Annotated in this window: 18 protein-coding genes and 1 tRNA gene; 10 read left to right on the top strand and 9 right to left on the bottom strand. The window is 41.7% G+C overall.

The features are described from left to right. The first annotated feature begins 103 nt into the window (after window positions 1-103). Complete coding sequence (locus ABM313_RS13830; RefSeq protein WP_434683782.1) at window positions 104-1,285, top strand: glycosyltransferase family 4 protein; 1,182 nt, start codon at window positions 104-106, stop codon at window positions 1,283-1,285. A 17-nt stretch (window positions 1,286-1,302) separates the two neighbouring features. Here the strand turns inward: ABM313_RS13830 and ABM313_RS13835 are convergent, their stop codons facing one another. Both ABM313_RS13835 and ABM313_RS13840 read right to left on the bottom strand, forming a co-directional pair. Next, window positions 1,303-1,497, bottom strand: coding sequence for a hypothetical protein (locus ABM313_RS13835; protein ID WP_434683783.1), 195 nt, complete (start codon window positions 1,495-1,497; stop codon window positions 1,303-1,305). Window positions 1,498-1,597: 100 nt separating this feature from the next. Further along, complete coding sequence (locus ABM313_RS13840; protein ID WP_434683784.1) at window positions 1,598-2,230, bottom strand: GIY-YIG nuclease family protein; 633 nt, start codon at window positions 2,228-2,230, stop codon at window positions 1,598-1,600. A gap of 123 nt (window positions 2,231-2,353) precedes the next feature. Here ABM313_RS13840 and ABM313_RS13845 point away from each other — a divergent pair, with 123 nt between their 5' ends. From ABM313_RS13845 to ABM313_RS13855, 3 genes are all read left to right on the top strand, one after another. After that, window positions 2,354-3,337 (top strand): tRNA dihydrouridine synthase, encoded by a 984-nt coding sequence (locus ABM313_RS13845; RefSeq protein WP_434688476.1) that lies wholly within the window; start codon window positions 2,354-2,356, stop codon window positions 3,335-3,337. Window positions 3,338-3,557: 220 nt separating this feature from the next. After that, entirely contained in the window at window positions 3,558-5,246 is a 1,689-nt protein-coding gene (locus ABM313_RS13850) for an ABC1 kinase family protein (RefSeq protein WP_434683785.1), read from the top strand. Between the two features lie 230 nt (window positions 5,247-5,476). Further along, window positions 5,477-6,430 (top strand): RluA family pseudouridine synthase, encoded by a 954-nt coding sequence (locus ABM313_RS13855; protein WP_434683786.1) that lies wholly within the window; start codon window positions 5,477-5,479, stop codon window positions 6,428-6,430. 217 nt (window positions 6,431-6,647) lie between these two features. On the opposite strand, the gene rsmI is transcribed toward ABM313_RS13855, so the two are convergent. Together rsmI and ABM313_RS13865 are read right to left on the bottom strand one after the other, a co-directional pair. Further along, window positions 6,648-7,490, bottom strand: coding sequence for a 16S rRNA (cytidine(1402)-2'-O)-methyltransferase (rsmI, locus tag ABM313_RS13860; protein WP_434683787.1), 843 nt, complete (start codon window positions 7,488-7,490; stop codon window positions 6,648-6,650). A 122-nt stretch (window positions 7,491-7,612) separates the two neighbouring features. Further along, window positions 7,613-7,936 (bottom strand): phasin family protein, encoded by a 324-nt coding sequence (locus ABM313_RS13865; protein ID WP_094535806.1) that lies wholly within the window; start codon window positions 7,934-7,936, stop codon window positions 7,613-7,615. A gap of 202 nt (window positions 7,937-8,138) precedes the next feature. On the opposite strand from ABM313_RS13865, the gene ABM313_RS13870 reads away from it, so the two are divergent. Beyond that, window positions 8,139-8,621 carry a peptidylprolyl isomerase gene (locus ABM313_RS13870; RefSeq protein ID WP_434683788.1) on the top strand — a complete coding sequence of 161 codons (483 nt, stop codon included), beginning with the start codon at window positions 8,139-8,141 and terminating at the stop codon, window positions 8,619-8,621. A 58-nt stretch (window positions 8,622-8,679) separates the two neighbouring features. Here the strand turns inward: ABM313_RS13870 and hmpF are convergent, their stop codons facing one another. From hmpF to ABM313_RS13890, 4 genes are all read right to left on the bottom strand, one after another. Next, entirely contained in the window at window positions 8,680-10,368 is a 1,689-nt protein-coding gene (hmpF, locus tag ABM313_RS13875) for a pilus motility taxis protein HmpF (RefSeq protein ID WP_434683789.1), read from the bottom strand. A gap of 171 nt (window positions 10,369-10,539) precedes the next feature. Further along, a complete protein-coding gene (locus ABM313_RS13880; RefSeq protein ID WP_434683790.1) occupies window positions 10,540-11,568 on the bottom strand; it encodes an ABC transporter permease in 1,029 nt (342 codons plus the stop codon). After that, entirely contained in the window at window positions 11,568-11,753 is a 186-nt protein-coding gene (locus ABM313_RS13885; RefSeq protein ID WP_281005472.1) for a hypothetical protein, read from the bottom strand. The genes ABM313_RS13880 and ABM313_RS13885 overlap by 1 nt, the downstream gene beginning before the upstream one ends. A gap of 44 nt (window positions 11,754-11,797) precedes the next feature. Further along, window positions 11,798-12,577: a hypothetical protein gene (locus ABM313_RS13890; protein ID WP_434683791.1), complete on the bottom strand. Its 780-nt coding sequence runs from the start codon at window positions 12,575-12,577 to the stop codon at window positions 11,798-11,800. 263 nt (window positions 12,578-12,840) lie between these two features. Here ABM313_RS13890 and ABM313_RS13895 point away from each other — a divergent pair. Further along, a protein-coding gene (locus tag ABM313_RS13895; protein ID WP_434683792.1) for an IS630 family transposase occupies window positions 12,841-13,994 on the top strand; the annotation gives its coding sequence in 2 pieces (ribosomal slippage) (window positions 12,841-13,282 and window positions 13,282-13,994; 1,155 coding nt in all). Between the two features lie 45 nt (window positions 13,995-14,039). Here the strand turns inward: ABM313_RS13895 and ABM313_RS13900 are convergent. After that, complete coding sequence (locus tag ABM313_RS13900) at window positions 14,040-14,456, bottom strand: GIY-YIG nuclease family protein (RefSeq protein ID WP_434683793.1); 417 nt, start codon at window positions 14,454-14,456, stop codon at window positions 14,040-14,042. 130 nt (window positions 14,457-14,586) lie between these two features. Between ABM313_RS13900 and ABM313_RS13905 the strand changes: the two genes are divergently transcribed. The 4 genes from ABM313_RS13905 (at window position 14,587) to ABM313_RS13920 (ending at window position 17,109) form a co-directional block, all read left to right on the top strand. After that, window positions 14,587-14,721: a hypothetical protein gene (locus ABM313_RS13905; protein ID WP_271254026.1), complete on the top strand. Its 135-nt coding sequence runs from the start codon at window positions 14,587-14,589 to the stop codon at window positions 14,719-14,721. Window positions 14,722-14,911: 190 nt separating this feature from the next. Next, window positions 14,912-15,400: a flavin reductase family protein gene (locus ABM313_RS13910; protein ID WP_434683794.1), complete on the top strand. Its 489-nt coding sequence runs from the start codon at window positions 14,912-14,914 to the stop codon at window positions 15,398-15,400. Between the two features lie 135 nt (window positions 15,401-15,535). After that, window positions 15,536-15,607, top strand: a tRNA-Gly gene (locus tag ABM313_RS13915). Between the two features lie 59 nt (window positions 15,608-15,666). Beyond that, entirely contained in the window at window positions 15,667-17,109 is a 1,443-nt protein-coding gene (locus ABM313_RS13920) for a TldD/PmbA family protein (protein WP_434683795.1), read from the top strand. The last annotated feature ends 28 nt before the right edge of the window (window positions 17,110-17,137 follow it).

Genomic DNA, 17,137 nt, shown 5'->3' on the forward strand with positions numbered 1-17,137 from the left:
TTCCTATACATACATAATTGCTATAGTTAGTTAAGCTTAATTACTTAGTTCTTATTCTTTTCTTAACCGCCGTTTTTATTAATATAAATATCACTCAAATATCATGCGTATTCTCGCTCTAGCTTGGGAATTTCCACCACGCATCATTGGAGGAATTTCTCGCCATGTAGCAGAGCTATATCCTGAAATTGTTAAGCGCGGTCATGAGGTACATCTAATCACTGTCGCTATCGAAAATGAACTAGTAGAAGGGATAGTTGATGGCATTCATGTATACCGCATCCCTGTTGGAGCTAATAACGACTTTTTCCAATGGGTTGGGCAAATGAATGTAAACATGCTGAACTTCGCGAGAGAGTTCTTGGCATTTAATTCTATGGATTTGCTCCATGCCCATGACTGGTTGGTTGAAGAAACGGCGATCGCCATTACTAACGAATTTCAGATTCCACTAGTTACGACGATCCATGCTACAGAATATGGACGCTGCAATGGGATTCACAACGATACACAAAGATATATTCACCATAGGGAGTTGCTCTTAACTCAAGCATCCCAACGAGTGATTGTCTGCTCCGAATATATGCGCGGCGAATTACAACGAGCGCTCGATTGTCCTGCCGAAAAAACTGATGTGGTTTATAACGGGCTAAGTGTTGAGCGTTGGCAAAATATCACTGCGGAGCATCAGCATGATTTTGAAGATCTTCGAGCGCAATATGCCAAACCTGATGAGGCGATCATCTATTTTGTAGGTCGAATTACCTATGAAAAAGGCATTTACATCTTGCTTAATGCTATGCCCAAGGTGATTGCAGCGATGAATGATCAAGTACGGCTAGTAATTATCGGCACTGGCGATGCTTACTCGATTTTGCTACAACGTCAAGCTTGGGATCTGGGGATCTACCACAAAGTTTTATTTACTGGCTTTATGGCAGATGCTGACTTTTGGAAATTTCAGAAGGTTGCTAATTGTGCAGTGTTTCCTAGCTTGTATGAGCCATTTGGGATTGTAGCTCTTGAGAGCTTTGCCGCCAAGATTCCGCTCGTAGTTTCTGATACGGGCGGATTACCAGAAGTAGTCCGTCATAAAATTACAGGCATAGTGACACGAGTTAATGATGCTGATTCCTTAGCAGAAGGGATTATCGAGGTTTTACAAAATCCTGAGTACGCACAAACGTTAGTCCAAAATGCTCAAGCAGAACTCAGAGAGCGCTTTGCTTGGGAAAAACTTGCTGAACAAACTGAAGCTGTTTTTTTAAAGGTTAAAGAAAATTAAGTTGTAACCCTCAAAAGTTAAACAACAACAGAAATGGCTTGCAATTTCAACAATGAATTTTTAATTTGTGGTGAGTTGCGTAATGCTGGAGACGAAGGCAAGAAAGACAAAACTACGGTCAAAAGAGCGATCGCTACCATGCTGCCAATAAAAAATTTCGCAAACCATAATTCATTCACATCATGGTTAGGGTTCAGATTTTGAGAAGACATAATAATCTTAGTGTTTTTAGATAAAGAATATATAGAAGGCGGTGTTCAAGGCTATATGAAACATTACAGAGAGGTGTGTAATTACAGAATCACAGACGCTCTAATTCATAAAAGGAGTTCCCCAAAATCTCCAGTTTTCCTTATTAAATGGCGATCGCCATTTCTCGATCAAGATCCGTTCTAGCTGCTGCCGAGGACGAGTGACTGAGGGAGCATTCCACCAAAATGTCATAACAACTTGTATTGGCAGATTGTGGGTGTTATGCAGTTCGCGGTAATTAAGTAGATACCGTTTGCAGTCATGCATTCCTTTCCAGCGCTTATGAGAACGACATGTCTCACCTATATACAGTAACACGGGTGATTGCGTATCGCAGGTGAGATCGATCACAAAGTATATGCAAGCATCGTCACTGTCACGACTGGGTAAGCGATAGAATTCTGCAGGCTGAATTGGTAAGGAAAATGGATTAATCGCATGGGGATCGCAGTGACTAGACGGCATGTCAAATAGAGTGGTTTGAACTGCGGGGATCATTGTGGCGATGGAATTCTGATACTTCGCGATCGCCTGTTTCCATACCTGTAATGACTGACTTCCCATTTCATAACTCGAACTACTGTCATAGACTAGTGAAGTCCGCTGAATTCCTTCACTAAAGAGCGATCCCTGTTTATACTCAGAGGATTTATTCTCATCTTTGCTGTTGTATTGAGTGGGGCGATCGCTCATAGGGATTGTTATAATTGTGAATCTTGCTTTGTACAGCACAGTTCACAATTATAGTTAGCCACTTTGCCAGAAACTTTACCACCACCAATTTTATCTGGACAACCACTGACTGCCCTTGCGCCAATGCAGGATGTAACCGATCTCGCTTTTATGCAGATGTTAAGCGCCTATGGCTGTCCTGATTATTATGTGACAGAATATTTCCGAGTCTATGCTAATTCCAATATCGATAAGAAAATTCTTAGGTCAATTACTCTCAATACAACGGGAAGACCTGTATTTGCTCAATTAATTGGTGAAAGTATTCCTGATATATTGCGAATTGCTAAGCAGCTTACTAAATATCCGATCGCGGGAATCGATCTAAATTTGGGCTGTCCTGCGCCGCGTGTCTATCGCAAGAATGTTGGTGGTGGATTATTGCGCGAACCTGAAACCATCGAGAGAATTTTTGAGGCTATGCGATCGACAATTTCGGGACTTTTCACCGTAAAAATGCGCGTGGGGTTTGACTCAACTGATAATTTTGAAAAACTTTTAAATTTAATTAATCAATACCAAATTGATCTCCTTAGCTTGCATGGTCGCACCGTCAAGGAGTTATATCGAGGCGAAGTGCATTATGACTTAATCCGTCAAGCCGTACAAACCGTGAATTGCCCTGTACTAGCTAATGGCAATATTACTTCCTACCTCAAAGCCGAACAGGTTCTCCAAGAGACAGGTGCAGCAGGTGTAATGATTGGGCGATCGGCGATTCGCAATCCTTGGATTTTTCAACAAATACGTGATCGCTTTGCTGGGAAGCTCATCCAAGTAATTACCCTTGCCGATGTGCATAAATATATTCAGCATTTATTTACGATTACTTGCCAAGACACACTTAGAGAAAAATCCCATGTGAATAGTTTGAAGAAGTTCTTGAATTTTATTGGCACTGGCATCGATCCCGAAGGCAAGTTTTTAGCAGGAATGCGCTTAGTACAGTCAAAACAAGAACTTTTTGATTTATGCGATCACCATTTACTAGCAAATCCTGAACAGCCTTTTGCGATCGAGCCATACGAAAATCTCGTAGCGCGTCCCAGTTGTGAGTCCTGCGAGTAAAGTTGCGTCGCACAGCGCCGCAACTTTACTCGCAGGTTTTATAGTCCAAGGAATTTTTTAAAAGGCTCGCTAAGCAAGCCTTTTAAAAAATTCCTTGGGTTTGAAGAAAGTGCAAGACATTGTAACTATTTAAAGTAACTATTTAAAAATTATTACCACTGTATTATGTAGTTTTGTATACTGATAGATTAATGGGATATAAAAAACGGTAATTATCAGCGTGAGTCAGCATCCTCTTGAGCAGCTAAATCGCTACGATGCCAAAGCCAATGCCGCATATTACGGTCGTCGTCCTTGGTTAGCGATTAGTCGGATTTTTAAAATAATTTATTTTGCAATCAGTTTTGGGCTAGCTTTTGGCTGGGATGTCTTGACTGGTAACACAGTGAACCAACCTAAACTCGCCGAGCAGTTACGACGCATTATTACAGCCCTTGGTCCAACCTATATCAAAGTTGGACAAGCTTTATCAACACGTCCCGACTTAGTTCGGGTTGATTTCTTGGAGGAACTAACCAGACTTCAAGACCAGTTACCACCATTTTCTAACGCCGAAGCCTTTGCGATCATTGAGTCAGAGCTAGGTAAACCTGTTAATACGATTTACCGCAATATTTCTGAAGATCCGATCGCTGCCGCAAGTTTAGGTCAGGTTTACAAGGCAACCTTATATTCAGGTGAAGAAGTAGCAGTCAAGGTGCAACGACCATCACTAATTCCCACCCTGACCCTCGACCTCTACCTGATGCGTTGGATTGCTGGTTGGCTAGGTCCAATCTTGCCACTTAACCTAGGAAATAGTCTGGTGGCGATCGTTGATGAGTTCGGCTTGAAATTATTTGAAGAAATTGACTATGCTCATGAAGCCACCAATGCTGAGCGCTTTGCTGGTTACTTCAAAAATGATCCTGATGTTAAAGTGCCATCTATCTATCGTCAATACAGTACCCATCGTGTTCTCACCTTGGAATGGATTAATGGCATCAAGCTTAATGAGATCGAACAAATTAAATCGGCTGGCTTGAATACCGACAATCTTGTGAGAATCGGTGTCATGTCTGGTTTACGCCAACTCCTTGAATTTGGCTTTTTCCACGCCGATCCTCACCCAGGAAATCTTTTTGCCACCTACGATGGCAAGATGGCTTATATCGACTTTGGGATGATGGATCAATTGGATCTACAAACCAAAGAGCAGTTAGTTGATTCGGTAGTTCACTTACTAAATAAAGACTACGATGAGCTTGGACAGGACTATGTGAGACTTGGGTTCTTGCAGCCAGACATCGAGATGAAGCCAATTGTGAATGCGCTGGAATCAGTATTGGGCGATATCATGTCTGAGAAAGTGAAGGACTTCAACTTTAAAGTTGTCACCGATCGCTTCTCGAAGGTGATGTATGACTATCCTTTCTGTTTACCTGCTAAATTTGCACTGATTATTCGCTCTGTGATCACTCAAGAAGGTGTGGCTCTTAGTCTCAATCCAGAATTTCGGATCGTGCAGGTCGCCTATCCCTATGTGGCAAGACGATTACTCACCGATGAGTCAGACAGTCTGCGTCAACGGCTACTGGAAATTCTCTTTAAGGACGATAAATTCCAATGGTCAAGGTTAGAGAATTTATTAGCGATCGCTAAATCCGATGGTCAGTTTGACATCATTCCTACTGCCAGCATGGGCTTCAAGTTCCTAGCTTCCAAAGATGGCGAATATATCCGCCGCCGCATATTGCTAGCTCTCACTGAGGACAATCGTTTGCACACTGAGGAGTTAATGCGAATCTGGCAAATGATCGGTGCTGACCTAGAACCTGCGAAATTATGGAATATGGCAGTTAAAACTTTGACTGGAGCAATGCCCAAAGCGATCGCTGCGGCTCTCCCCTTCGCTGTTTTTCAAAATTAATTTCATAATTAATTATCTAAGCAATCGTCAAAAAGGGCTTGTTAAGTGGGGCTAAGCCCCACTTAACAAGCCCTTTTTAAACAATTTATGTTATGTAGAACAAGAATTTTTCTGGTCTTGCCATATCCTATTCAAAGAGGGTTTGGAGACCCCCCCTACCCATCTAAAAATGTAGGGGTTTGATTTCCAAACCCAAGTCTCTGTTTCTTTGCCTTACAGTCAAATTTGCGATGAACTTAGAGATAATCCCTACAGCGAATAATATTAACTTGATTGAAGTTACGGCGGATTTAGCTAAATCTGAGCGAATTGATCGTTTTTTAGCAAATCAACTCACTAACTTATCGCGATCGCGGATTCAATCATTAATTGAGGAGGGCTATGTCACCGTTAATAATTCTCTGTGTAATAACAAAAAGGATTTAATTAAAGCAGGTGATCGCATTCAGTTAATCACTCCAGCATCAACACCCCTTGATTTAGTCGCGCAAGAAATTCCTTTAGATATCCTTTACGAAGATGAGCATTTAATTGTAATTAACAAACCTGCGGGGTTAGTAGTCCATCCTGCGGCAGGACATAGTGATGGAACCTTAGTTAATGCACTTTTAGCCCATTGTAAAGAACTTTCAGGAATAAATGGAACTCAACGTCCAGGCATTGTGCATCGTTTAGATAAGGATACTAGCGGCGCAATGGTAGTAGCTAAAAGCGATCTCGCTCATCAAGATTTACAAACACAAATCCAAGCAAAAACAGCCCGACGAGAGTATTTAGGAATTGTGCGTGGAGTTCCCAAAAGTGACTCTGGAGTAATTGATGCAGCGATCGCCAGACATCATAGCGATCGCAAAAAAATGGCAGTAATGGAAAATGGACGCAGAGCTGTCACTCACTGGCAAATTAAGGAACGTTTAGGAAATTACACACTTGTTAAATTTGATTTGGGAACAGGACGCACCCATCAAATTCGTGTCCATTCCGCACATATGGGCTGGGCGATCGCGGGCGATCCTGTCTATGGCAGCCCTAACAAGGAGGTTTCGCAATATCTCTCAGGGCAAGCCCTCCATGCATGGAAGTTGACTTTTACCCATCCAGTTTCAGGCGAATTAATTGAGAATATTGCGCCTTTACCTGAAGGATTTGAGAAGTTATTAGTGTTTTTACGACGCAGAAAATAAAGCAGCTCTGCACTCAAGTGCGAGCTAAAAGCTCAAACCCGTTGAAACGGGTTACGGAAAAATATTCTTTATTCCGCTTTAACAGACTTGAGCTTTTATAGCAATGCAAGAGATAGCTAGAAGATGAGTGGCGGCGCGAAGCGCCGCCACTCATCTTTTGGGTTTTATGTCCTAAGCAAAACTTACATTGCTATAGCCAAGAACTTGAGTTCTTGGTTTATTCTTGTAGCGTCAACGCTAGCTGATAAATTTGGCGGCGTGGTAAGTCAGCAAGTTCTGCTAATTGACGGCTTGCATCTGATCGCGACATACCTGCATCAATCAAATTTTGTAACTCTTTTAAAATCACATCCTCAGTCCATATAGGCTTTTCACTAGGTTCTGCTCCTTCTAAAACTAGGGTAAATTCTCCCTTCGGTGAGTGCATCCTAAAATAGGCGATCGCATTTTCTATGGAACCACGCCAGAATTCTTCATGGAGTTTCGTTAGTTCTCTGGCAACTGAGATACGTCTTGCTCTTCCCAAACTTTCTGCTAAATCTTCCAATGTGCGTAATAAACGATGTGGTGCTTCATAGAGAATCATCGTTCTTGTTTCCAGTCGCAAAAGATCTAAGCGATCGCGTCGTTCCTTTTTATCAGTTGGTAAAAATCCATCAAATCCAAAATGCTGCGTAGCAAAACCTGAAGCTGTTAAGGCGGCAATACCAGCAGTAACAACGGGAATCGGTACGACTCTAATTCCCGCAGCAATACAACCTTGTACCAGTTCTACACCAGGGTCGGAAATCGCAGGCATCCCTGCATCTGTAACTAAAGCGATCGCCATACCTTGTAATAACTTTTCAACTAACTCAGGTACGCGCTTAAAAGCATTATGCTCGTGATAGCTGGTTTGTGGCGTATCAATCCCAAAATGATGTAATAGCTTACCTGTATGTCGCGTATCCTCAGCCGCAATTAAATCTACTTGTTTGAGAGTAGCGATCGCTCTGAAAGTCATATCCTCCAAATTACCGATCGGCGTTCCCACCAAGTAGAGAATCCCTGAAACTTCCATTAATCAATTTCCATATACAGCATTTTAGGATTAATCCAAAACCCAATATTTTTGTTAAAAGTGTTACTAAGTAACACTTTTAACAAAAATATTGGGTTCCCATTTGGTGCAAAGCACCGCTATTAGCGCCACTGTTTGTTTTCTAAATCACGCATCTGACGCTCTAGGCGATCAATCCGTCCACGCAATTCATCCATTTCATTTTGACGTGGTACACCCAAATCTTGCATCACATTACGGATTTGTCGCTGAATTAATGATTCCAGATTTCCTTGCTCTGACTTGAGGCGATCAGCAATATCATTAAAAATCTCTGAAGCCTGATCAGGATCGATTTTGCCATCTTTGACCCAATCTTCACTAGCTTCTTTTATTTTTTCTAGCACAATCGAAGTCGTTCCGACACCAAGCATAAGTAACTGCTTAAGCAAATTATTGGTATCCATAAATATCTGTGATCCTCAAAAGCGATCTATCACTCCATCATACTAAACAAAAGCAGGGCAATTCATGAATTGTCCTTACTACTACCTTGCCACCCAAGAATTAGTAGGGTGGCGCGAAGCAATGCCCTACCACAATTCTTGGATAGCAAAGGGTATACTTTAAACTGATTTAAATTTAAAAAACTTTCAGGTAAGTTGATTTATGATCCGTGCTGTAATCGAGACTGCTAAGGGAACTATGCGTGCTGAGTTTGACGACCAACATGCCCCAATCACTGTCAAAAACTTCGTAGACCTAGCTAAACATGGTTTTTATGATGGGCTAACTTTTCACCGTGTTGAGCCAGGATTTGTCATTCAAGGCGGCGATCCTCTTGGCAATGGTACTGGTGGATCAGGCGATCGCATCAAGTTGGAAATCTGGGCTGAAGGTGACAGTGAAGCTACTATTGGCAATATCTTGACTGGTGGTAAAAAGCCAATCATTAAGCACAACAAGGCAGGTGTATTTTCAATGGCACGTACTAATGACCCCAATAGTGCTACCAGTCAATTTTTCATCACTCTTGGTGATGCATCATTTTTAGACGGTCAATATGCAGCTTTTGGCTATACCAAAGATACCGAAGTTGCTCAAGCAATCCGTCGTGGTGACAAAATCCTTTCAATCAAAATCGAAGACTAAAAAAGTTAGTCTTTCCTAAAAAAAGAAAGGGTACTTCGTACCCTTTCTTTTTTCTGTTTTAAGAAGAAACTAAACTCTGGATCACTGATTGTAAATCAGTAAGAACTTGAGAAGAGTTATTACCATTTGACATAACTCCCAAATCTTGAACCGCAGCCTCTAACTGTGGACGTAACGTATCCACAATGTCCTGCACAGGACGTAAAAGCTGCTCTTGAGCGCTAATTTGACCTAACAACTCAGCTACAACTCTGATGCGATCTTGTTGTTGAGCTTCGGCAGTACGAATTGCTTGCTCTTGTTGCTGATGTTCCTGAGTTTGCTTTCCTAGAACCTCTTGTTGCTGCTGCGTATAATTTCTCACTGCCTCAATTTGGCTTTCCATCTTCCGCAGCTCTTGTTCTTGGCGATTTTTTTGAGCTTCAATTTGGGCTAGCAAAGGCAATAAACTTTGGACAGGACTCGACTCAACCGTGATTCCTTTACGACGATCCAAAATAGCCCTTTGTTGATTTAGTACCGATAATCTCTCTTGCATACTACGTCTCATACCTGAAACGCTTTCTTCAAGTAGCTTATATTGTTCCTCAGCAAATTCTTTGTTACTCTCTAGCTCAATTCGAGCAAACTGATCAGATGTTTCTACCTGACTTTGCAGATCAGCAATTTCACCTTCTAAGCCAGCTAACTCATCCTCTTGAGCGCTGACATAGTTTACTAATTTATCAAAATCAGCTTGCAGAGCCTTAATCGTTGACTCTAGCTCTTCAATGGGCATTGATTGTAAACGACTTTCTTCTTCTGGACTAAGTACTTCCATGCTACCCGGTCCACCAAACGCCTCGATCGCATTAGATGTTTGCTCATAGAGATCAATTTGAGCATCAAGCTGCACCCTAGACATAGCCATATTATTTTCTTGCAACTTGAGGATGCCACGTTGAGCCTTAAGCTCCGCTTGGGCATCAGCAAGAGCAACCTGAGTCTGCTGCCATTGGGCTTTACGGGCATTCAGTTCTTCTGTTGATTTACTCAGAATTCCCTTTTGTTTTTCCGCCTCATTTTTCAGTCCATCTAAATTTTGCCAAAACCCTGTAAGTATTTCTTGACGCTGATTAATTAGATTAACGGCACTATGAATTCTATCTCTTAGAGAGTCTGGATTTGTAAAACTTGTCGATAGTTGACTAATTAGAGTTTTAATATGCTCAGCTTGATCAACAGTTAGAGCTGCTGCTTTAGCTTCAAACTGACCACGCTCTGCTTCAATATTTTTGCGTAATTGCTCAATTTCACTACGCTCTTTAGCAAATTTGGATTCTAACTCCTCAATTTCTAGCTTTCTTGACTCAAGATGTTCTAGCTCTAGCTCCTTTTGTTCTAATTCCTGCTCGCGACGGTGTAACTCTTGACTTTGAAAATTAAGAGACTGTTTCCACTGTTCGACTTCTTCTTCAGCAGATTTATATTTGTCTTGCGATCGCGAAAAAGCCTGCAAGATATTGACAATTTTTTTAGAGGCATCTTGAATACTTTGTACTTGATTACTGCCAGTCACCTCAGCAATAATCATTTGTCCATCTTTAAAATCTTTCGCCTGACTCGAATCTTGAACTGGTAAGACTTGCTCGTTAGTAATCGGCTGCCAAACATTTTCACCCGTATTACGTGCTAGTAGACGGACTGACGAGTTACCACCTAATCCAAAAGCTGCTTGAGTTTTTTGAAGTTCCGCTAAGTACTGCACGCTGAATATACTCCTATTTTGCTGATGCTGACTTTCAGATTGACATGACGAAAGAGCAAAAACCCGTCACAAACAATACAAAATAGCCTAAATCCTAGTCTCATACTACCTAATTGCACAAACATTTTGGCAGCATATTTTAAGACCAATGGAAATTTTTTTCTAAAAAGTCTATTGCCTAATGTTTTTTGGGTCAAGAGCATCGCGTAAACTATCACCCAGAAGATTAAATGATAGCACCGTCAATACGATCGCTATTGCAGGAACCCATACTAGCCAAGGCTGTAGAATTACAACCGAAGCATTTGTAGACACAGACAGCATATTACCCCATGAGGGGTCGGGAGGCTGAATACCCAGTCCCACAAGACTTAAAACTGCTTCTACAACAATAAATCGGGGGATATCGAGGGTTGCCGAGATAATAATAAATGTAATGGTTTGTGGTAAGACATGGTTGACAATGATCCTGAATGGACTTGCTCCTGATGAGCGAGCTGCCAAAATAAAAGTCTGTTCTTTTATGGATAATACCTGTCCTCGAATAATTCTTGCTAGTCCTGCCCATGATACAAATGAAATGATCGCAATAATTAACGCGAATCGCTCAGTATTACTGATTTGTGGAGGCAAAATTGCAGCTAATGCTACTAACAAATAAATTGAAGGGACTGACATCAGAATTTCAACAAAGCGCATTAAAACTACATCAAGCCGACCACCAACATAACCAGAAATCCCACCGACGAGACAGCCTACTGTATAGGAAATAATTGTGCCAATAAAACCAATTAGGAGGCTAATCCTGCCCCCATACAATAAACGGGTCAACTGATCTCGTCCTTGCTCATCAGTTCCAAGTAGATTTAGTTGGGCGGTGCTAGTAGTGCTAAACAGATGCCCACCGTGAAAAAGCTGAATTTGGGATGGTTTAGTATAGTCAACCACTAGGGCGCGATCGCCTGTTTCCATATCGACTTTGCCCTGAGTCGTTGGGTAGACATGCGCGCCGATATATTGTCCTTGCTGATCGCGCCAATGGATTTGGGTGGGTGGTAGTAATGCACCATTTTTGGCTGATTCGTTTACACCATAGGGAGTTACAAAATCAGCAAATAGAGCAGCTGCATAGAAAATCGTTAAAATTGTAATTCCAATCCAAGCTAAAGGATTGGCTCTGAGTCTTTTCCACCAAGTCATTAGGAGCCTTTAAGTGCTTTAAAAAAATTTTTGCGATAGTTGCCATTCATAGCGAATAGGACTGGCCAAAGCAATGCTAGCCCGATCTGATTACCTGAAAAGTCGGTACGGCGAAAACCTAGCAAAAATTTCACTACACCAAATACATAGGCAATTAGTAGCAAAATTCCAATTAGTTGTGGCATATATCAATTTCTCTTGACTTATTATCTAATTTAACATCAAAAAGTTAAGACAGAAATTGTGAATGAGGCTGAAGGCGATCATCTATAGGCAGCAAATCACTATTAAAAACTCCAGCCCATTTCGCCCATAGCTGATCACCAAAGATTACGCCTCTAGTCAGGAGTTCCTGATTTTGCTGTTCTGGGGTTCCGATTTCACCCAAATAAGCCGATGCGATCGCTCCTGACTGAATAATGACTTGAGGATGATTGATGAGTGGATGTCTTTGTGTCCGTTGATTAACTATGTGCCAACAGTGAGGAGTACTCAGAAAATAGTACAAACTACTAGCGATCGCTTGAGATAAGCCACTATTTGAAATGTGGGAAGTAATCATACTTGCACCTTGTTCAACAAACTTTTGAGCAAGCTGTAATTGCCTTAAGCAACTGTCTTGGTCTACTGGATCTCGGCTCAGCAATTTTCTGTTATTGAAATCATGACAAATCTGACTAATAAACGATCGCGGGTGCAGATCATCTCGACAGGCTAAGGCGATCGCATAGGCTAACACTAATTCCTGAATGTCAGCATTGCTCTGGGATTGTAATGCTAATATCCGAGATCGTACTTCCTGTAAGTCTTGATGCCAATATGCCCCAATGACGATGACCACTATAGTTAGATCAATTTCGTTGGCTATTTCTAGATTGTTCAAGGAGTCATTAACAACTAATTTGGTCAAAAGCTCCAAGCGATCGGCATAATTTGGCGGTGTAGTTAATAAAATGTTTGTCCAAATTGCGCGAAATTGAATTTTTAAAGATCTCTGTATTAGCAACATAAACTCCAATATAGCAACCCTAAAGGGGTTATGAGAGTGCGCCTGAAGGGGCTTACTCTCATAACCCTCCAAATCTTACAACTCATTTAGGATCACGATATTCCAATAACTTAAAGTTATTGGAATTAAATTTAGGATAGGTTTAGCGATAGCGTAACTCAATAATTGATGAATAAATTGATGCGTTACTTTGCACTAAAGCATCCTACTGGACTGTTTCATCTAAAATAGTGCAATAGATATTGGTTTGGAGAGCCCTAATCATGGGAAGAGGAAGGCGAGATAAAGTCTATTTAACAGTAGAGGATAGAGAAAACTTAGAACAAATTAGTCGAAATGGCTATGCACCTGCAAAAAAGATCTTGCACGCCAGAATTTTACTGATGTGTGATGAAGGAAAATACAGCAAGAGAACATGGACTGATGAAGAAATAGCAGAAGCATTGCAGGTGCATAGAAACACCGTAGGTCGAATTCGCCAAAGATTTCTGCAAAAAGGTGAAAAACCTGCACTAGAGAGACAATTAAGGAAAACGCCCCCCACACCGCCCAAGGTCGATGGCTCTAGCGAAGCCCACATAATTGCTCTGTGTTGTGCAGACCCACCAGAAGGACGTGCTGAGTGGACAATCAGACTATTAACGTCAGAACTCAAGCAAAGACAAGTTATTACCGAAATTTCCGCATCAACGGTGTGGCGTACTCTAAAAAAAACGAATTACGACCTTGGAAAACCCAGAGATTTTGTATTCCCGAAAGAGATTTAGCAAGATTTGTGGCAGAAATGGAAGTCGTCCTTGACTTGTATAGCACGGAGCCATGCGAAGAAGAACCGTTGATTGCAATGGATGAAGCATCAAAGCAACTACTCGGAGAGGTTTATCCACCAATAGCGATGCAACCTGGACAAGATAAAAAAGAAGACTACCACTATGAGCGTGAAGGTGTTCAAGCCCTATTCATGTTTGTTGACCCTCATCGAGGATGGAGACGGGTGAGTAGCCGAGATAGTCGAACAAGGATAGATTGGGCTGAGGAAATACGTCAATTGTTGGATGAGGACTATCCGAATGCACGAAAAGTAAAGCTACTCAGTGATAATCTGAATACCCATAATATAGCTTCGCTGTATGAAGCATTTCCTGCACCAGAAGCTCATCGTTTAGCAAGAAGACTAGAAATTTATCATACGCCGCGTAATGGTAGTTGGTTGAATGTAGCCGAAACCGAATTGAGTGTCTTATCAAAACAATGTTTAGATAGACGGATTCCTAGCAAGGACAAACTCAAAGAGGAGATAGACGCTTGGCAAAAGTCTCGAAATCAGAATGCATCCAAAGTAATATGGAGGTTTTCGACAAGCGATGCCAGAGTCAAACTGAAACATCTTTATCCAGTATTTGAGCAAGAAGAATAACCGTATCTATTGCACTATTTTAGATGAAACAGTCCACTACAAAAATTACGAATAATACTGAGATAGCAGATAAATAAGAGTAGCGATCGCCAGCATCAACAGTGAAATATAAATGATTACCCGCCCCCATACCGCAACAAACAAACACAGTAAATCCCAAAAAGTTACTCTGGCTGTCCCATTCCAAGCAGGACGAAATCGGGCAATTTCTGCTTTTTCATAGGAATGGATCTGAGCTGTCGTCAAAATTTTGTAATGCAATCTTCCAAATGGATGGAGAAGTTTAAATTGTTGATAGCGATGATGGGCAGGTTTCCAGCGATTGCGTAAGTTTTTTGCTTTACCAACGTACAACACAATCCATAAAGCTGTGATGTAATACACTCCAGCATCTTGGGGTAATTCTTTTAACTTGGCAATAGGTTTAGATGGTAACCAAAAAATACGAAGCCATTCAATCATAGGTAATTTATTATCCTAGAGAGCCTATTCCCAGAAATTTAATTACTTTTGCACTATCTTCATCAGAGTTAGGCGATAATTAAACTGTTTTGCTTAAATAATCTAAATCATCTAGTTAGGTTTTGCTTATATGTCAGATTTTAATCGCGGCATCATGAAGTTTGAAAATGCCGATAGCCCTTTATCAATCGTGCTATCCAGCATTGTAGTTTTGAGTGCGATCGGGTTCCTGCTCTGGTGGGGATTCCAGACTGCTTACGTCTAAAGCTTGATATTGAATAAAAGGCGGCGCAATGCGCCGCTTTTTATTTGCTATAGCAATTAGCGAGCAAACCAACCAAGAGATTTTTTGAAAGGACTGCTTTGCAACAATTTCAAAAAATCTCTTGGTTGGTTTTGAGCACAAAGCGCTGTGGGTTAAGCTAAAGAAAGTCTTTTTATAATTTTAGTGAATAATGACCGTTACCACATCTCAAGATGAACAGCTCGGAGCCGCTATCGGAGCGATACCTAGTGGGTTGTTTATTGTCACATCTCAACAAAATGGTAAAACTGCTACCATGCTCGCTTCATGGGTACAGCAAGCTGGATTTAACCCTCCTTCCGTAACAATCATTGTTGGCAAAGGTAGACCCATTGAGTCTTTTTTGACCGTCGGCAGTCCAGTTGTAATTAATATTGCCGAAAAAGGAAATGGCAAAATTATTGGACATTTTGCCAAAGGGTTTGCTCCCGATGTTGATCCTTTTGATGGACTGGAGACCGCCACAGCCCCCAGTGGTCAGCCCTACCTAACTGAGGCGATCGCTTATCTTGATGCGACAGTTACAGGTAGTCTCGATGCAGGTGACCACACCGTAATTTTGGCAACGATCACCGCAGGCGATCGCCTCCGTGATGGCGAACCTGCCATCCACACTCGCAAAAATGGCTTCAAATACTAAAAGATTAGGGGCGCGAAGCGCCCCTAATCTTTTAGAGATAAAAAAATAGTTGACATTAATTGCAATGTTTGTCATATTAATAAAGCGCTAAACGCAAGTAAGTGACTTACCAAAGCACTAAGTGAGTTTAGAAATGCGGGTGTGGCTCAGTGGTAGAGCATCTCCTTGCCAAGGAGAATGTCGTGGGTTCGAATCCCATCACCCGCTTAATAGTTGATAAAGTAAAAGGGACGCTTTGCGTCCCTTTTACTTTATGGATTTTACTGATGCAATTTGATTTAAAAGCCGCCTTATCTCATATTGATCTACCATCTGCTGAATGGATCAGCTTACGTGAAGTCAAAGAAATTAATACGACTCGATATGTACGCGATCGCAAACCCCAGTCCAATGGACGTAGCCAGTCCCACGGCGTGATGATCGAAGTATTAGCTGACGGACAGTTTGGCTATGCCAGTACCAATCATCTCGACCTCGCAAATATCCAAATTACAGCTCAGAAAGCCTATCAACAAGCGAAAACTGCCGCAAAATGGGCTGTGCATCGCTTTACAATCGCTCAACGCCCACAGGCGATCGGGCAGTACTTCTCACCATTTCTCAAACCTTCGGATGCGATCGCCCCGCAAGAAATTAATGAACTCTTGATCGAGATCTGCGACACCTTAAAAGTTTCTGACAAGATCGTCAAAACTAGTGCCTATGCTGTCATTACTGAAATTGAAACCAACTTTGTTAGTAGTAACGGCTCTGACATTTATCAAAAATTTCTGACCATAGCCACAGACTACGCGGCTACGGCTCAAGATGGTGCGATTATTCAGCGCCGTGGTGATAACGGACAGCTTGCGCGATGCAATCAAATCGGCATGGAAGTATTTGATCGCCAATCGATTTTGCAAAGAGCGCAAATTATCGGTGAACAAGCGATAGAACTACTCTCAGCAACCGAATGTCCTACGGAAACCACAGCGCTAGTCCTTGCACCAGATCAAATGTTGCTACAAATCCATGAAAGCATCGGACATCCCTTAGAAATCGATCGCATCCTAGGAGATGAGCGCAATTACGCTGGTGGCAGCTTTGTCAAACTTGAGGACTTTGGCAATATGCAGTATGGTTCACGATTAATGAACGTCTCCTTTGATCCCACGATGGCTGGCGAATTTGCTAGCTATGGCTTTGATGATTCAGGAATACCTGCGACTAAGGAATATTTAATTAAAGAAGGTAAGCTTTTGCGAGGTTTAGGCAGCACTGAAAGTCAAGTGCGATCGGGTATCGAGGGTGTCGCTAATTCCAGAGCAACTTCGTGGAATCGTCCCGCGATTGATCGCATGGCAAATATTAATCTTGAAGCGGGCGAACAATCCTTTGAAGAGATCATCGCCAATATTGAAAGTGGCATATATATGGAATCCAATCGCTCTTGGTCAATCGATGATTATCGCAATAAGTTTCAATTTGGCTGCGAATACGCGAAACTCATCGAAAATGGCAAATTAACCAAAACTCTGCGTAATCCTAATTATCGCGGGATTACCAATCAATTCTGGAATAGCCTGACAAAAGTAGGCGATCGCGACACTGTCGAAGCCTATGGTTCCCCCTTTTGTGGCAAAGGTGAGCCTAACCAAGTAATTCGTGTAGGACATGCTTCCCCCGTCTGTTTATTTGAAAACATTGAAGTTTTCGGCGGCGCAACCTAAAAAAAATCAGGGCGCTTTGCGCCCTGAT

Origin of the sequence: Pseudanabaena minima str. Chao 2107, from assembly GCF_051131155.1 — a bacterium.
Classification (GTDB): domain Bacteria; phylum Cyanobacteriota; class Cyanobacteriia; order Pseudanabaenales; family Pseudanabaenaceae; genus Pseudanabaena; species Pseudanabaena minima.

Excerpts from the sequence above, each read along its gene's own strand:
- ABM313_RS13830 (WP_434683782.1), top strand. The coding sequence starts at position 104 with ATGCGTATTCTCGCTCTAGCTTGGGAATTTCCACCACGCATCATTGGA.
- ABM313_RS13835 (WP_434683783.1), bottom strand. The coding sequence starts at position 1,497 with ATGTCTTCTCAAAATCTGAACCCTAACCATGATGTGAATGAATTATGG.
- ABM313_RS13840 (WP_434683784.1), bottom strand. The coding sequence starts at position 2,230 with ATGAGCGATCGCCCCACTCAATACAACAGCAAAGATGAGAATAAATCC.
- ABM313_RS13845 (WP_434688476.1), top strand. The coding sequence starts at position 2,354 with ATGCAGGATGTAACCGATCTCGCTTTTATGCAGATGTTAAGCGCCTAT.
- ABM313_RS13855 (WP_434683786.1), top strand. The coding sequence starts at position 5,477 with ATGAACTTAGAGATAATCCCTACAGCGAATAATATTAACTTGATTGAA.
- rsmI (WP_434683787.1), bottom strand. The coding sequence starts at position 7,490 with ATGGAAGTTTCAGGGATTCTCTACTTGGTGGGAACGCCGATCGGTAAT.
- ABM313_RS13865 (WP_094535806.1), bottom strand. The coding sequence starts at position 7,936 with ATGGATACCAATAATTTGCTTAAGCAGTTACTTATGCTTGGTGTCGGA.
- ABM313_RS13870 (WP_434683788.1), top strand. The coding sequence starts at position 8,139 with ATGATCCGTGCTGTAATCGAGACTGCTAAGGGAACTATGCGTGCTGAG.
- ABM313_RS13880 (WP_434683790.1), bottom strand. The coding sequence starts at position 11,568 with ATGACTTGGTGGAAAAGACTCAGAGCCAATCCTTTAGCTTGGATTGGA.
- ABM313_RS13885 (WP_281005472.1), bottom strand. The coding sequence starts at position 11,753 with ATGCCACAACTAATTGGAATTTTGCTACTAATTGCCTATGTATTTGGT.
- ABM313_RS13890 (WP_434683791.1), bottom strand. The coding sequence starts at position 12,577 with ATGTTGCTAATACAGAGATCTTTAAAAATTCAATTTCGCGCAATTTGG.
- ABM313_RS13900 (WP_434683793.1), bottom strand. The coding sequence starts at position 14,456 with ATGATTGAATGGCTTCGTATTTTTTGGTTACCATCTAAACCTATTGCC.
- ABM313_RS13905 (WP_271254026.1), top strand. The coding sequence starts at position 14,587 with ATGTCAGATTTTAATCGCGGCATCATGAAGTTTGAAAATGCCGATAGC.
- ABM313_RS13910 (WP_434683794.1), top strand. The coding sequence starts at position 14,912 with ATGACCGTTACCACATCTCAAGATGAACAGCTCGGAGCCGCTATCGGA.
- ABM313_RS13920 (WP_434683795.1), top strand. The coding sequence starts at position 15,667 with ATGCAATTTGATTTAAAAGCCGCCTTATCTCATATTGATCTACCATCT.